Genomic DNA, 16,277 nt, shown 5'->3' on the forward strand with positions numbered 1-16,277 from the left:
GGCTCGCCTGATGATCGATGAACCTCCGCCTCCACCGCGACCTGAAGTGTCCGGTAGCGACACGCTCAAGACATTCCTCCACCTCGATCTGCTCGCTGCGGCCTATCAGTGGGATGAGGTCGCGGTGATGCTAGTGACGAGCATCTTGCCCGAGGCGTTGCAGGCGATGCGCATCCACCAGATCGAAACTCCAGCGTCGCTGAAAGCTCTAGTTGAGGGCCTTTGGGATCTTCATTTTGAACTCTGGTTCTCGCAAACAGTAACGCCCAGTGGCTATTCCGCTTGGTGGATGCGGCCGTGGGCCATCGATTCTCCGATCGGCGACCGTGACCCATTCTCGGCGGTTTCCGACACCCCAACTGAATCGATCGCGGCCATCGTGGGCCATTATCGCGCAATGCGATCAGGCGCCTACATGTGATCGAGGCCGATCTGACGCGATGGCCTCCGGACGAGGGCGTCACCGATCCCGTGGAGCAGCGCGCGATCTGGCGGCAATTCGTGCCGTCTGGATGGCACTCGATCTACGACGATCTGATGGTGAAGATCGAGGCGGTCGCGCCTGGTTTTTTCCTGTCCGAGGCCAAGGAGAGATTTGGTGGCCTGAGGGTCGGCGTACGTGGTCGACTCGGGGAAGCGCCCGCCATTGTCGGCCTCAGGCTAGGGGCGGAACAGCAAAGCTACCGGACCTGCTCGATTTGCGCTGCGCCCGGGCGATTGTGCGTGGACGCTCGCGGCTGGTTTCTGACCGTTTGCAGCCATCACGATGAGGGGCTCAAGCCATATGTTGCTGATAGGCCCGATGAGCGAGGTGGTCCGGCCGGACACGGCGAGTAGCGACAATTATAGGCCGTTCTCATGCAGTAGCGGGAACGTCGGCTCACCCTGAAACGAGCCGTTGACCGCGCTGAGAGCTCCCAGGCCATGCCGTAGAAGCGTCTCACACGTTTCTGCATTTCTCGTCCCCAGCTACACAGCGTTTCCGATGGTTGATCGCCCCGAGAGGCATGCCCCGACATCCGTCTGAACCACATTGGAAAAGGCGAATGTCGCGAACAGCGCGCCGGCGACAGCCAATATTGCAACTATCGCGAGGACGGCTCGGTGCCAGCATATCCGCCGGCCGAGCGACCTGAACACGTCGTCGAACTGTTCCGAGATGGCAGCGTAATCGCTTTTCAGCTTTGCCTTCTGGCGCCTAATTTCCGTGGAGAGCACGCCAAGGGTAAGCCACTGGTTGATCACCCCGAACATGAGCAGCCCGACGAAGATCCAGGCACCGGCCAGCACGGCGACGTCCGTCCAGAGTTCTAAGCTGCAGGCCTTGGCGACCTTCAGCTGTGACGCGACGACCACGCTCGCGACCGGTAGGCCGAGTAGCTGCGCCTGAATGTCCACGATGGTCTTGTGGATTTTGGTGGCGAAGTCGATCCGAGCGTCTTCGAGCTGGCTGCGGATCTTCGCGTAGGAGAAACTCGAGGCGAACAGGCGGTAGCCGTCCTGCACTGACTTAAGGATCGCGTCGAGATTGGCGACTAGGTGAAAAAAGCGGACCCGCTGCGGCTGCGCGCGCGTAATGTCCAAGAGCGCCTCAGCCAGAATTTCGAGCTTCTGTTCCCGGTGCTCGTCTCGACTGAAGAGGCCGAGCAAGGCATCGGCCTTGTCGATGGCCATAGTCGTCAAATCATTGACGTCATACGTCACCGGCACGACAAATTTGCCGTCCTTCACGAACACCAGATCGGCGCGCGTTTCGTCAAAATAGGATGCGGCCTCGCCAAACAGAGCCACCAGCTTGAGCATCTTCCGATAGCGGGCGATGAGATTTGGGACGGCGACGTCCGCCTTGGCGAAGCCTACATCCTTGACGTAGTAGGCATGCGGCTCCGCTATGCGGACCTTCGGCCCGTTTAGAAGATCGTTGGTTGTGCGGGCGAACAGGCCGAGGCCGATGCGCGGCGCATCGATACGCACGAGCACTTCGGCACCTAGCACTACCTCGTTTCGCTCTGATCGTAGCACCAGGCCCGTCTCTGCGCCGTCCTCGGGGTCCGCATCAATACGGAGCAGTAGCTCTGCCATCGCGGCATCGGCTACGACGACACGACCATCCCGCCCGGGCCCATCGAATGTCGTAGCGCGATAGACCGAAAGTAGATCACCGAACTTAGGCCTCGGCATTGAGACCGAACTCCTGTCGCAAGCGCGACACGAGTTGCTCCGGCAGATTACGGATCACGAGGGTCTCGTCGTCCTCGTCGAACGTAATCGATTCATTGGTGATGGCGTTCCGATCAAACTCGATCGTCCAATCGTCCGTTCGCGCTTTAAATCGAACGAGTGTACTCAGCACCGCCGCATTTGGCACGAAGCCGTCGGTCAGATTTCGCTCAGGATCGTTGAGACGTCCCAGGAGGTCATTCGGTGCGTCAGGTACGAGTTCGTTGGCAAGCGCGGTGAAGTCGAGTTCGGTCCGCGTGCGGGCGGAACGCTCGCAGATCGAGCGTGCGCGGCGCATGAAGCTCTCGCGCTGCTCGCCGGCCAAGTTGCGAGCGTCGGCGAAATCACGAAAGATGTCGACGAGGCCCTGAGTGTCGGCCTTCTCGAGAACCGTCTCCTCGCAGCCAAGCACCTCCTTGAAATACTCTGCCACATTACCGCGCCCCTTCAGAAAGCCGATGTAGCGAGGCTCCCCCGCCTGCCATCCCGAGATTCCGATGCGGCCGGCGAAGCGAAAGCCTTCCATGTCGATATGGGGAGCCTCGCGCATGTCGAGCTCCTGGGTGAGCCGGGCGCCCCACTTCTCGTTGACGATCGCAACCAGCAGGAACTGCCGCCCCTCAGTTTCGAAGTGAGCGAATAAGACATGGCCGCCGCCGGCGTTAGGACGGGCCCTTGCACGTACGTCAAGCGTCGTCATCATATCGCCGGTTAGCGCTGCGAACGCCTCCGCAGTCGCGCCCAAATCAATATAGGTCTGGATGAAGGTCCGCGTCGGAAACTGCACGGCGTCGGCGGCAAAGCGCCCATGCGCTTTGGAGCTGCGTCGGCGATAGAGCTCGTGCAAGTCGTCCACGACCTTCTGCGTCAGCGGATTAATCGGGAGGGGGGCACCACGAAGTCGAACTTCGAAGCCGCCGTCGACTCTGCGATGCTCATGCACCGTCAGGTTGATGATGTCGTTCGCCAAGGGGCCCTTCTCCAGGATCGATCGCGGCATCTTGCCGAGCGATATCGCCGCCGTCCAGCATGTTCGCTGTCTGTTTCGGTCTGGCGATTTAGGCCCACTGGAAGAGAGGCGGCTCGGTCAAAGCCAACCGACGACCAAGAAGTTTACACCTCGATGTTGCTCCAAGTCCCGTTTCCTTCGGGCCATCACCGACCAATATGAGCCGTTCCGACGAGGAGCTGCGAATGTCAGCTCTCACCGGAACCGGTCGATCCATTCAGACAGGGCCCGCCTGCCCCTGCAGATTACCTCCAACGTCGCAGCATCACGCGGCATAAAGATCCAGACTGCGCCTGGTCAGGAGGTGGGCAAAGATCGCTTGCGCCTTCAAGTCCACTTCGTTCGGCTCATAGCTTTGGGGAAGGCCGGTTCGATCATCGTAGAGGAAGTTCGTTATCGCCACGCGAACCGCATCGCGCGTCGCCTGCTTCCCGACAAAATCCTGCACGGCGTCCAATTGCTGTTTCAGAACTTCATATAGCCCAACGGCGACCTTTTTCAGCGTGGCAATATCGCTCTTTTCCAAGTCAGGCTTCATCAGCAAATCGAACAGGGCCAAGGTTTCTTCGTCCAATCCCTCGCGCACTGCCCGGCGCTGTTCGCCATCCAGTTCCTCCGCCAGCACCAGCAGGGCCGCGAAGGTCCGCTCGATGTTCACGGCATCCTTCTCGCTGTTATAATCCGAGACCAGTTGTTCATAATGTTTCTGGAAATCGGTGCGTAGTGGATTTTGGCGCAGCATCATTTCTAGCTTTTTCTGGATGGCATCCTTCAGGCTTTGCACGGTTGTGTTTTTGCGGGGGCTGCGTTCAAATTCTTTCTTCAGCTTCTCGAAATCGATCTGGCTAATGTCATACAGCCGATCATCCTGATCGTTGGGATCAACCTGCGTTTCGATGCTCGCATTCACTACAGCATGCAGTTCGCGCATGATGTCGGAAATGTCGGCCTTCTTCACATCCTCATCCAGGCTATTGTAGATGACCTTGATCGCCGCAAACCGCTGGCGGTAGGCATTCACGGCGCGGAAGTTCACGCATGCCTTGAATTTCTTGAGCACCTCGCGCGCCATGATCTGGAAGCGTTTGCGGCTTTCATCATTTTCGTTGACCGCTTCCTTGGCGTCGATGATCGCCTTGTTCCGATCGAATCCGACCTTCTCCAATATGTCGAGCAATCGGAATTCACGCGCGGACAGGAAACCTTCCGCCGCTTCGATCGCCTCTTCCAGATCAGCCAGCAGCTCTTCGGGTGGCCGGACCGGGTCGATTTCCGGCGGCGGATCGCCCGGACTGCCCAGCCCACCCCCAGGCGTCCCGGCATAGGTGGCCAGCGCCTTGCGGAGGTTCTTCAATATCCCGCAATAATCGACAATCAGGCCGTTGTTCTTCCCTGCACTTACCCGGTTGGCTCGCGCTATGGCCTGCATCAGCGTGTGCGCCTTCAGCGGCTTGTCCAGATACAGGGTCGAAAGGCTCGGCACATCGAAACCGGTCAACCACATGGCGCAGACGATGGCGATACGGAACGGATGGTCCTTTTTCTTGAAGGCAGATTCCAGATCGATGCGCTTGCCGTCGTCCGTTTCAAAGCCGTTCTTGATCAGCGCCCGGTGCGGTACGACGTCCAGCTCCCATTTGCGGAACTTGTCGACTTCGCCCTGCTCCTCCGAAACCACCACGGCTGCCTTGGTGGCCTTGACCCAAGCAAGCTGGTGCTGCCGGTCAGCCAGATCCTGTTCGTCAGTCGCCTGCGCCAATTCCTTTTCAAGGCTGGCGATCCGCAAATCCCAATGCTTCGCGATCAGCGCGTGCATTCGGACGCACGTTACCTTGTCGATGCAGACCAGCATTGCTTTGCCGCTTTCCCAAGCGGTCGTATAATGCTCCACGAAATCCGCCGCGACCTTGTCCAGCCGGGTCTCGGCGGTAATGATGTGATATTCGCGCTTCAGCTCATTTTCGAGCCGTTCGGTCACGTTGGGATCGTCCAGTTCCAGCTCTTCCAGCTTGGCGGCGATCTTCTCATTCAGGTCATTGGTGGCGACACCCAGCTTGTCCCCGCGCGCGTCGTAATAGAGCGGCACGGTCGCATTATCCTCCACCGCGCGCTGGAAATCATAGGTGGAGATATAGTCGCCAAACGTCTGCTTGGTCGTCTCGTCGCCGCTCATCAGGGGCGTTCCGGTGAAGCCAAGAAAGCTGGCATTGGGCAAGGCGTTGCGCATGTTGAGCGACAGCAAGCCGTTCTGCGTCCGGTGCGCTTCGTCGGTGATGACGACGATGTCGTCGCGATCCGAATAGGGATCGTTGGGATTCACATCCTGATTGAAGCGGTGGATCAGTGTGAAGACATAGGGCTTCTGCACGGCGAGCAGCGACTTCAACTCCGCACCCGTCCCGGCCCGCACCTGCGCCTTGTCATTGTTGACCAGCCCGCACCCGGCAAAGGTGCCGTAAATCTGGCTGTCCAGGTCGATGCGGTCGGTGCACACCAGAAAGGTGAAGTTCGCCCCGATCTTCCGATGGACCTTCTGCGTCAGGAAGGCGATTGAATAGCTCTTGCCCGATCCCTGCGTGTGCCAGAACACGCCTAGCTTGCCCTCGCGCGCCTTGCGATCTTTCACCGCTGCAATGGCCCGGTTGACGCCCAGAAACTGGTGATTACGCGCCACGATCTTGACCAGGCGTTCGCCGCCGTCATCGAACAGGATGAAATTTTCCAGGATGTCGATGAAATTGGCCTTGGCGCAGATGCCCTTCAGCATCGTCTCCAGATCGACAACGCCCGGCTCATCCTCTTCCAGTCGCTTCCAGTCGTTGAAATGCTCATAACGGCTGGAGAGCGAGCCAATCTTTGCCGCATGACCGTTGGTCAGGATGATGAAGGCGTTGTGGTGGAACAGGTGAGGGATCGTGTCCTTATAGTCGGACAGATTCTGTTCATAGGCATGGCGGATGTTCTTATGGACCGCCTTGCACTCCACGAACAGCAGCGGCAGGCCGTTGACGAAACCCACAATGTCGGCGCGGCGACGATACAGGTCGCCCTTGACCCACAATTCCCGCACGCACAGGAAATGGTTGTTATCGGGCACATCGAAATCGATCAGGCGCAGCCGCTGCTTGACCAGTTCGCCCTTCGAATTGCGGAAGCTGGTCTGCACGCCATCCTTGATCAGCGCATAGGCATCGCGGTTGATTGCCATCAAACTGGAGCCGATCGGCGCGTCGGTAATCTGGCGCAGCGCGTCGGCATAGGCAGCGCCCGGCAGGCCGGGGTTCAGCCGGATCAGCGCCTCGCCCAAATGGCGGGTCAGGATGACATCCTGTTCCGATGCACGGCCCAGCGAGCCTTCTGCCCCCAGCAATTCTGTGTTGAACGCAAACACACTATCCCAGCCCAGCGCATCGGCCAGATAATCGGCCATGGTCGCCTGAACCAGCGTGTCTTCGTTGAAAGGCTTCATACGGAGATGGCTCCGCTTATCAGTTTAGGGAGGAGAAGGTCGCGGGCTTTGGTGAGTTGTTGATTTGCGATATGCAATGTCTCAACCTGAGTGTGAAGCAATGTCATCTGATCCTCAAATTCACCAGCCAACTCCAAGGGAGGCATCAAGATCGGCAGCGCCCGGAACCGCCCCTTGCTGATCTCCTTGTAAGTCGCCCCTCCCGCATGAGACCGGATTTCCTCAACGCGCCACATAAGGTTCTGCAACAGATACATCCGCAGGGTGGGTTCATTAGCCACAATGTTTATGAAGCCCTGATTTGTCGATGCAGCCAAGCGATTGATGCCAAAGAAACCAACTGATGCGCGGCTAGTCATCAAAATTGATCCTGCCGGAATAATTTTTGCCGAAGAGTTATTCAAGCCAGACTCAGAAATCTTTGTCTCGCTGTTCAACAACGCAAGGCAGGAGTTGCGCGTAACGTCGGTAGGGGTGAACCATAGAACATCACCGTCATCCCAATATCCTGCTTTTTGCGTTGATGGCGTGCCCCCACCGATGGTTTGGCAAACCTCATCAATCGTATTTACTGTCCATCCCTTCGGCACACCGTCGATGATTTTGACATGTTCGTGGCCAGGGAAGCGGAAACGGACGAACCACTCCTTATAAAGCTGCCGCGAGGTCTCCTCCAACAAGGCAATCCGCCGCCGGTTATTCTCGATGAGGTCGTCGTAGCCGGACAGTATGGAGGCAATGCATTGCTGCTCTGGAAGGCTTGGGAGCGAAACCTTGACCCGATAAATTCGTTCGGGGGCGGTATGGCGAACCTTGGTTCCGCTCGCGCTTGCCCGTATCTGAGAGCGCACTGGTCTCGTGTTGAAGAGATAGAATAGAAAACCCTTATCGGCTCTTTCGACATCGATCGAGTGAACCAAGCCGATCCGCTGGTTGTGCAGGAATTGCTCAGTTTCTGGAACTAAGGCAGAGCTACCAAGCAAGCCCTCGCCTTGCTCAGTCATCGCAATGATCAAATCGTCGGCTTCGAATATGAAAGATTCCGGTATATCGCCAGTATAATAGCGATCCTTGCCAACCCGGCGTCTAAACCCTCCCTCCTCGTGAAAATTACCCGGCGTAACAACAAGGAATTCACCTTCGCTTCCAAAGTGCTCGCCTTTGAAAGCGAATCCGTGCTTGATCCTCAAGATGTCGCCGAGGGCAACTTCGCTTAGACTCACAGGCCAAGCCCCGCAAAGTTGACCTGAATCTGTGCTGCTAGCGCCGCCGCTTCCTCATTCAACCCCGCCAGTTCGATATGAATATCACGCATCACGCCCTCAAAATCGAAATCATCCTCCTCCTCTTCCGGGGCGACGCCGACATAACGGCCGGGAGTCAGTGACCAGTCGTTTGCTGCCAGTTCTATCCGGCCCACCAGCTTGACCAGCCCCGGCACCGCCACCAGCCGCGCATCAGGAAAACGGCTCAGCAGCCAGTGTGCCTGCCGGTGGAAATAGCGCACCAGTTTAAGCTGATCGACGGCATCGGCCCGCGCTTCCTCCAGCGCCTTGACGGGGCTGGCCTTGCCGCGTTTCCTGCCCGCATCGCGGTGCGCCTTTTCCGCTAGCTTGAACAACTGATCAATCTGACGGATCAGGTCGCGCGACTGTTCGGCCAGTGGCTCAAGTGCATCATACCTAGTGTGAAGCGCCGCAATGTTGGAAACAGACAGATTGCTGCCGCCGACCTGGCCCTTCACCTTGTGCTCGAACGCCTCCCAATCGGCTTTAAGGACAGCGAACGCCGCCGCAAGTTCGGGATCATCATCCAGACCGCTCAGCACATCATCCAGTGCTGCGGTCAGCACAGGTTCCGTCAACAAGCTGGCCAAGGCATCCACGACGCATCCGCTCAGATAACGGTCCACCAGCTCCCGGAACCGCTCGTCCTGTCCGCGATAGAGCCAGAATATGGCGGTCAGATTCTGCAGCTGCTCGGGCGAGAAATCGAAGACCTTGCGCGTCACCTTGCGGAACACCTGCCGCGCATCGAGCATCAGTACCTTGTCGGCATGTTCGGATGGCTTGGCCTTGTCGAACATCCATAATTCGCATGGCACGGTGCGGGTGTAGAAGAAATTGCCTCGGATCGCGATCATCGCATCGACATGGCCGGTTTCGATCAGCTTCTGCCGGACCTTCGCTTCTTCCCCGCCCGCGCTGGACGCCTGCGACGACATGACGAAGCCCGCCCGGCCTGCGTCGGACAGATAGCTGTAGAAATAGCTGATCCACAGATAATTGCCGTTCGAAACCTTCTTACCCTTGTTCACACCGGGCAGGCCGAACGGCAGGCGGGGGTCTCGCCTGATCTTTTCCGCGTCCACCTCGTCCACGTTGAACGGGGGATTGGCCATCACGAAATCGGCCTTTCCAACGAGTTCATGCGCGTCGATATAATAGGTGATGCCGGGTTCGATCCGTCCTTCCAGCCCGTGGACGGCAAGGTTCATCTTGGCCAGCCGGATGGTCGTAGCGTTCTTTTCCTGACCGTAAAAGGTCGCGACCTTGGTCGGGTCTTGCTGCATCTTCTCGATGAAATGCGCGCTCTGCACGAACATGCCGCCCGAACCGCAGGCTGGGTCCAGCACGCTGCCATGATCAGGCTCGATGGCGTTGACGATCATCTGAACGATGGAGGGGGGCGTGAAAAATTCACCGCCGTCATGTGCGCTCTGATCGGCAAACTGCGTCAGGAAATACTCGTATATGCGCCCGAAGACATCGCCCTTAGCGTTCTGAAGCGCCGGGTCGTTGAAGATGCGCAGCACGTCGCCCAAGACGTCGTTTTCTAATTGCTGATATTCATTCTTGGGCAGCACGCCCGCCAGCGCGGCATAGTCGCGTTCTACTGCTTCCATTGCGGCTATGATCGCCTTCGCGCGATCTGCGCCATCCGGCAGGTTGGCCAGATGATCGAACTGCGATTCAGGTTGGAGGAAGATCGCTCCCCGGCTGGTGAAGTCCTCCTTAGTCAGCGGCCGGGTCACCCCGCCACGGCTAGGAAGGCTCGCTTCAATCTCCGGCTTCACCGCCAGATAACGGCTGTAAGCATGGCGCAAAAAGATCAGGCCCATGACGGGCAGGAAATATTCATTGCTGGCAAAATCACTGTTGGCGCGCAGCTGATCTGCCGCCGTCCACAGGCGCTTTTCAAGCGCTTCGATATTGGATTCCATTACGCTGGCCTGCTCCCCTTCGCTGGACCGGGGAATTAGCAGCCACGCATTCATCACGACAGAGGCATGATGCCACTGCCGCTTTTTTCGCCAGAGCGGCAATCAGTTGCCGCGCGCCAGCATCACTCAACGGGCCGACTATCAGAATATGGGGCGCCGCGTCGCCTGCTATGCTGCAGTGTATCGACGACGACTGCATCGCGCGCCGGCGCCAATCAAAAATCCCCGATCTTGCTGCGTCGCTTCTGCTTCGCGGTCTGGCCTGATCTAGCTAGAAGGTCGCATGGTCAGCACACCCCCGCCGCCGCTCGGCTCCGACGATGTCGCAGCGCTTGATGAACTTGCCGATCGGATGCTCGCGGAAGCCGCATCCAAAACAGACGCGCGGATCTTCTCCGCGACAGGCTTTGCGAAGCACAACATCTCGATCGTCCACCAGCAGAACCGGTGCGCGAACCTTGCCTGGGCACTCAACTGGCGGAAGCGCGTCGGCCCCGGTGACGTGGTCGCGATCGTCGGCGGATCCTTCTCCGGTCTCATGCTGGCGGTGTCGCTCGCGCTCACCAGCAATGCCATCGTCTACATTCTCGAAAAGGAGGACCGACTCCTTCCGCGCTTCCGCGACAAGGGCAATCGACATCTGTCGCCGCTCCTCAATTCCCGAGACCTCGGAAGCGGGTTCGATCCTGATTTCAGCGAGCCGACCTACCGGTCACCGATCTTCGCGTGGAAAAAGGGAAGGGCGAGCGACGTTGCCTCGCAATGGCTCCATGAGTTCGAGAGCTACGCACGCGTGCTGCCGATTTTCGTCATCGACCGGTGCGAGATCCGTCGTGAGGACATCGTCACGGCTGGCGAGCGCCTGGAGATCAAACCCGATTTCAGGAAACTGCTTCTGTTCCCGATCGTCGTCGATCTGCTGATCGATGCGACCGGCTTTGGCGAGGAGCAGAACCCCCACAATCTAGTGGATCACAGCTACTGGGAGTCGGGCCACCGCCTGATCTACGACCATTTGATATCGCCCGCCGAGGTTCTCGTGTCGGGGTGCGGGGACAGCGGCGTGATCGAGGGCCTGCACTATGCCATCTCCGGCTTCCTTCATGAAGAGGTCGAGGCGCTCTGGCCAGCATATGATGAATTGGGGCTGCTGCTGGATCAAAAACTTGAGAACGCGCGCCTCGACGAGGTCTTGCGGAGCGACGAAGCAGATCGTTTCGAGAACCCGGTGATCTCGGAAATCACGTGGTGGTGCGATCGCTCGGGTTATGAGCATCACCACCCGATGGGCCGGCAGGTTATAGATTGGGCTCCCCATGCTCGCCCGATCCTTGAAGCCTTGAAGGCCGCCCTTGCGCCCTATCTCGATGCGGCCTTTCCCGGCCGATCGCACGACAGTCTGAGCTGGGAGGAGCGCGAGACATTCGCGGAGTCGATGCCGATGGCCGACCAGCTTCGCGTCAGATCGGCCGTCCAGTCGGTCATCGACGAGTGGATCAGCTTGCGCGTTCACGAAATGATGCAGGATTTCGTGCTGCCACCTGAGACCGCAGAGCTGCATGCGAGGGCCCGGCCTGGGGTTCGAATAACGATGAACGGCGAGACGCCGACCCCTTACACGCGGGCGCTATCTCCCTTCAACGTCTGGATGATGTGCCTCTTGGAGAGCTTCGAGGCTGTGGATTATCGTCAGGGCCGTATCGAGAGGGTGGTGGCACGCGACGATCGACGCTTCGACGTCCATTTTGCCGATGGTGTAGTCCGGACGTTCGACAGGGTCATGACGCGATATGGAGCGTCCGGCCGGCTTAGTGTTACCGAAGGTGCGCTGCGAGATGGTCAGGCTGGCGACTGGTTACTGTCACGTCCGAGCTATGTCGTTCCTGACCCGGATGACCCTAAACGGGGGCGACGTGTGTATCCGGCGGAGGCGGCAATTCGCACCGCGCGCGAACGCCTCTGGCCTCAGCCAGAGATCGATTTAGCGACGGACATTCGCAAGCAATCCTATTTGATGTGCCTTTTGCAAGGAGTCGGCTCCAGTTCTCCTGGCACGGTGTCCCAGGCAGACCTTTCCGCTGCGATCCGCGCCGGCGGTCGGTTGACTTATGCTAGCGACGCCATTTTCGAAGAGGCGTGGATGCGGGCGCCTGATCTATGATCCGCCGCCCTTCTTGTATGGCTGTCGGTCACGCGTGTGTCGGTTGCTGACGATCAGGAAGGGACGTTGGCAGAGCGCAGCCTCGCGACAAAGTCGGCCTTGGCAAAATGCCTGCGCTCGGCTTTGCCAGACGTATCGATCCTGGACATGCAGGGCAGAAAGCCATTTTCCTTGGGTTCGCGTACGCTTTCAGCGCCCCGACGCCACGGCACAGCCTCGCGCACTACGCTTTCCATTGGAATAGACAGGCCGCATCGATGCCGCCAAACTGGCCGCATGCAGCTCAATCCGATCCACGTTACTGTCTTCAAACTTCTTGAAGGCCGGCTCTTTCACATACCTGGCTATCAACGATCCTACTCCTGGGGCCGGCATCAGCGGGCCGATCTCTTCCGCGATATCGAGGAGGCACAGCGGTCCGGCCGTGACCATTTCATGGCGACGGTCGTCGGCTTGTCCCGTGAGACGATCGTTATCGGCGCAGAGGAGTTCCGTGTCGTCGAGTTGGTCGATGGACAGCAGCGTATCACCACGCTCGTCATCCTACTCAAGGCGATTGAGAAGGCGTTGGGCGCTGAAGATGCCACCGCACAAAAAGCCAAGCAGGGCCTTGCGGACCTTCTGGTGAAGGGAGATGAACACAGTCTCGTCCTGCTGCAGACCAACCATGACAGCAGCCACGTCTTCACGGATTATCTCCGAAAAGGTGGTGTCGATGAGACGCTCGTTGTCACGGCGGCTGACCGCAACGTCATTGACGCCATCGCAGAATGCGAGCGCTTCGTGGCCGGGTGGAGCGCGGACGGTGGGTTGGTCGGTCTTCTGTCGGCGGTTCGCAATCGGATGTCGATGATCCTGCATGAGGTCGCCGACGAGTCCCTCGTTTACCGGGTGTTCGAGGTCCTCAACAGTCGCGGGCTCGACGTGAAGTGGATCGACAAGCTGAAGAGCCAACTTATGGCCTCGATCTACGATCATGTCCCCGCCGGCACCCGAGAGCCGGGCCTCGCGGAGATGCATGTCATCTGGCAGACCATTTATCGGACCATCGGGACAGACGCGGATCACGCCGACGAGGCATTGCAGTTCGCTGGTACTTTCGCCCGCGAGAATGCGCCGAACAAGGTGCTGACCCAAGAGGAAGCACAGCGCGAGATTCTTCAGGAGGGCGGTCAGGCCCTGAAGCTGATCATCGCGGCTGCTCGAAAGTTGGAAGCGATAAACCGGTACGTCCACGAGCTTTATAGTGACAACAGGCGCCGGGCTCCGGCGAAAGTGTTGCAAGCCCGGTTCGTGGCGGTTGCAATCATGGCGCGCAATTTTGACGTGGCTACGACCGCAGATCTACTTGAACGGTGGGAGCGCTCCTCGTTCCGTCTGTTTGGGATCGGCCGCTTGGACGCCCGTTCCTATAATCGGGAATTTACCCATCTCGGGCACGCGATTGCCGCCGGGCTTGATGTTAAGGCGGCGGGCAAAGCCATCGATGCCCTCGGCGAGGATTTTGACCTCGAAGAGCGCATGTCGCTCAAAAGCTATTGGGACGAATGGTACTGGCGCCGCGAAGACACCCGTTATGTTCTCTTCCGCTATGAAGAGCATCTCGCCGCGAAAGCCGGAGGCGCTACCAACGCGTCCGAGTGGAACAAAATCTGGGCAACCGACCCGGCAAAATCGATCGAGCATGTGAAGCCACAGCACACAGAAGTTGGCTATCTGCACAACCTTGGCAACCTGACCATGCTACCGCCCGGCGTGAACTCGTCCCTTGGCGGTCGCACTCCCAACGAGAAAGCTGACGCCTACGTCGAATGCGGGTTGCGCGGCACAGCAGCGATCGGCCGCGAAATCAATGCCGGTCTCAAATGGGACAAAGCCGCAGTGGCCGCACGCTGCGAAACCCTGGAAGCCTTCATCCGGAAGCACTGGAAGATCTGACACCGAGCACGCGTCGAGGTCCAGTCCTTGTCAGCGCTGACGACAGCTGGATGGTCTGGGGTCCCCTCGGCTTCCGCCCGATTGGCCTCTCCAATCGTCGGGTGCTCCCCCATCTCGATGCTTCGATCGGACGGACAACGCTGTGATTGCGATCCAGCGGCCGCTTTCAAAAACAGCGGACCTTCGCGGCCTCAAGGTCGGATGGCCGCATCGTCCCAGGTCTGGACGATGCCACTTAAGACCGAAGAAGGCATTGCAGTCGCGTGGCCGCTCGGCCTCGCGCTTCCGCCGCGCTGAATAAAACCTCTGGGTCACCAACGAGGACGACCGTTCGACGAGCCCGGGTGATCGCGGTGTAAAGCATCAGCCTGTCGAGGAGCCTGCTCGGGACGATAGGAACAATTACCCGCTCAAAGGCGGATCCTTGCGCCTTGTGGACGGTGATCGCCCAACCGCGCAGCACCCTCTGCAGGTTCGAGATTCGGATATCTACAGCGCCGACCTCATCATCGTCGAAGAGCGTACGAGCGCCTTCGGAAGTTTGCCGCTGAACGACTCCAAGGCTGCCGTTCATGATGTCGACCGTACGGGCCGTTCCGTCCGCGCCGAGCAGCCCGGTGTCATGATTGTAGCTGTTTTTCGTCCACAGGATTTTGCTTCCTTCAGCAAAACCCCACATCGGAATTTGAGGCTGCCCGTGGAGCCAGCGCCTTTCGACCGCATCCGAAATAGCGCGAACGCCAGCCGGTCCGTGAATAGTCATGCCCAGTATCTGCGTCCGCGCGCCATGCAGGCGGCGCATCGCATCGCGGTCCGGGACATCTACCGGCTCACCGACAAATGCCTCGAAGGTATCGAGAACCTTACGAGGAACGTCGGCTGACGGGCACGCTACAATGTACACGCCGGCCCGATCGGGATCGCGAGGATCAAACGCGGGCAGCAACGGCATTCCGCCTTTTCGGACGAATTGCGCGACGGTCGGAATGGGGCTCTCGCCTTTCTGCCGGTGGATCTGGTCGAGCGTTGCTCGAGCGACGCCATCAGATGCCACCAGAGCCCTAAGCGGGTTCCCAGCGCCGATTGGGGGAAGCTGCCCGGGATCGCCAACGAGGATGATATTGGTGTCTGCGGGAACCCATGTGATAATTTGCCAGAGGTTGGGCGTCGAAATCATCGATGCCTCGTCGATCAGCAGCGTCGCCGCCGAGAGCTTCAGGGCGCCATTTGTCAAAGCCTTGAGGAAGCGATGCACGGTCATCGCCTCGTGGCTGGTTGCCTCGACAAGCCGCTTGGCGGCGCGGCCGCTCAGGGCGATCTGGTAATATGCTCGTCCAACCTTCTGCGTCGCTACCATGATGGCTCTGGTAACCGTGCTCTTGCCGGTGCCTGCAGGACCGTCGACAACGCAGAACCGCCGCCCAACGGCGAGATTTATCGCGGCGACCTGCGTGGGGTCGAGGGCGAAGCCAAGATGCGCCTCTGTTTCAGTGATCGCGGAGGCGATGGCCGTCTGGCTGATGAGGCTGTCGCCTGTACGATCGACGATCGCCTTCTCGATCGCACGCTCCATCAAGGCAGGCCCGCGCCCCTGATAGAGTTCGCCACACTGGACCAGCTCGCCAGCGGTTAGAGCGAGATCGAACGCCAGCTCGGCCAGCGTTTCGGACTGACGGCCAAGCAGACTGCGCAGGCCGCGAATAAAATCGTTCCGCGTGCCGGCAGTGTGTCCGCCGGACATCCGCTCGAAGCCTCGGTATCGCCGGGCGACCACGTCGCCGGCCGCTGCGATCAGCCTTCGCGGATCATCGTTTGCGACACCAAGCCTGAGCGCGCGCTCATCAACTATCTTCCACGGCTGGAGCAACGCCATGACGTACGGATTTGCGTCCAGCTTCGCGATCGCGCCCGCCCCCCAAAGGCGACTGGCGGCGATCGATGTTCTGGCGTCGAAGCCATAACGATCAAAATGTTGGAGGACGTCCACCTCGTTGCGAAGCAGGCGGAATTCCTGGGCGATGACATGAGCGGCGAACGGACCAGCGATCTCGGCAATCGCGCCGACATCACCTTCGCGCAGATGATCGTAGAGTTTTGGACCGTATGTCTGCCACAATCGCGTTGCGGTCGCGGCTCCCACGCCCGGGATGGCCTTGTTGGCGGCGATCCAACGGATGATCGCCTGCCCCTCGGGGATCAGGGGCAAAACCGTCTCGGCTTGAATCTGACGGCCGTGATCGGGATCGATTATCCAATC

General features: G+C 59.2%; 10 protein-coding genes. 4 read left to right on the top strand and 6 right to left on the bottom strand.

What is annotated here, in order from left to right:
* Positions 1-10 precede the first annotated feature (10 nt).
* Positions 11-421: a hypothetical protein gene (locus tag P0Y64_05640; GenBank protein WEK44291.1), complete on the top strand. Its 411-nt coding sequence runs from the start codon at positions 11-13 to the stop codon at positions 419-421.
* Positions 418-837, top strand: coding sequence for a hypothetical protein (locus P0Y64_05645; GenBank protein WEK44292.1), 420 nt, complete (start codon positions 418-420; stop codon positions 835-837). The genes P0Y64_05640 and P0Y64_05645 overlap by 4 nt, the downstream gene beginning before the upstream one ends.
* 132 nt (positions 838-969) lie before the next feature.
* Here the strand turns inward: P0Y64_05645 and P0Y64_05650 are convergent, their stop codons facing one another.
* The 5 genes from P0Y64_05650 to P0Y64_05670 all read right to left on the bottom strand — a co-directional run bounded on the left by P0Y64_05650 (position 970) and on the right by P0Y64_05670 (position 9,921).
* On the bottom strand, positions 970-2,082 hold the full coding sequence (locus P0Y64_05650; protein ID WEK44293.1) for a hypothetical protein: 1,113 nt from the start codon (positions 2,080-2,082) through the stop codon (positions 970-972).
* An 85-nt stretch (positions 2,083-2,167) separates the two neighbouring features.
* Positions 2,168-3,190 (bottom strand): nucleoid-associated protein, encoded by a 1,023-nt coding sequence (locus P0Y64_05655; GenBank protein WEK44294.1) that lies wholly within the window; start codon positions 3,188-3,190, stop codon positions 2,168-2,170.
* Positions 3,191-3,494: 304 nt separating this feature from the next.
* Positions 3,495-6,659, bottom strand: coding sequence for a type I restriction endonuclease subunit R (locus P0Y64_05660; protein ID WEK44981.1), 3,165 nt, complete (start codon positions 6,657-6,659; stop codon positions 3,495-3,497).
* A 35-nt stretch (positions 6,660-6,694) separates the two neighbouring features.
* Positions 6,695-7,921 (bottom strand): restriction endonuclease subunit S, encoded by a 1,227-nt coding sequence (locus tag P0Y64_05665; protein ID WEK44295.1) that lies wholly within the window; start codon positions 7,919-7,921, stop codon positions 6,695-6,697.
* Entirely contained in the window at positions 7,918-9,921 is a 2,004-nt protein-coding gene (locus P0Y64_05670; GenBank protein WEK44296.1) for an N-6 DNA methylase, read from the bottom strand. Before P0Y64_05670 ends, P0Y64_05665 begins: the two co-directional genes overlap by 4 nt.
* A gap of 283 nt (positions 9,922-10,204) precedes the next feature.
* Between P0Y64_05670 and P0Y64_05675 the strand changes: the two genes are divergently transcribed.
* Both P0Y64_05675 and P0Y64_05680 read left to right on the top strand, forming a co-directional pair.
* Entirely contained in the window at positions 10,205-12,082 is a 1,878-nt protein-coding gene (locus P0Y64_05675; GenBank protein WEK44297.1) for a hypothetical protein, read from the top strand.
* Between the two features lie 276 nt (positions 12,083-12,358).
* Complete coding sequence (locus tag P0Y64_05680) at positions 12,359-14,020, top strand: DUF262 domain-containing HNH endonuclease family protein (GenBank protein WEK44298.1); 1,662 nt, start codon at positions 12,359-12,361, stop codon at positions 14,018-14,020.
* Positions 14,021-14,255: 235 nt separating this feature from the next.
* On the opposite strand, the gene P0Y64_05685 is transcribed toward P0Y64_05680, so the two are convergent.
* Positions 14,256-16,226, bottom strand: coding sequence for an AAA family ATPase (locus P0Y64_05685; GenBank protein WEK44299.1), 1,971 nt, complete (start codon positions 16,224-16,226; stop codon positions 14,256-14,258).
* Positions 16,227-16,277: the final 51 nt, after the last annotated feature.

The organism is Candidatus Sphingomonas colombiensis, assembly GCA_029202845.1.
Taxonomy (GTDB): Bacteria; Pseudomonadota; Alphaproteobacteria; order Sphingomonadales; family Sphingomonadaceae; genus Sphingomonas; species Sphingomonas colombiensis.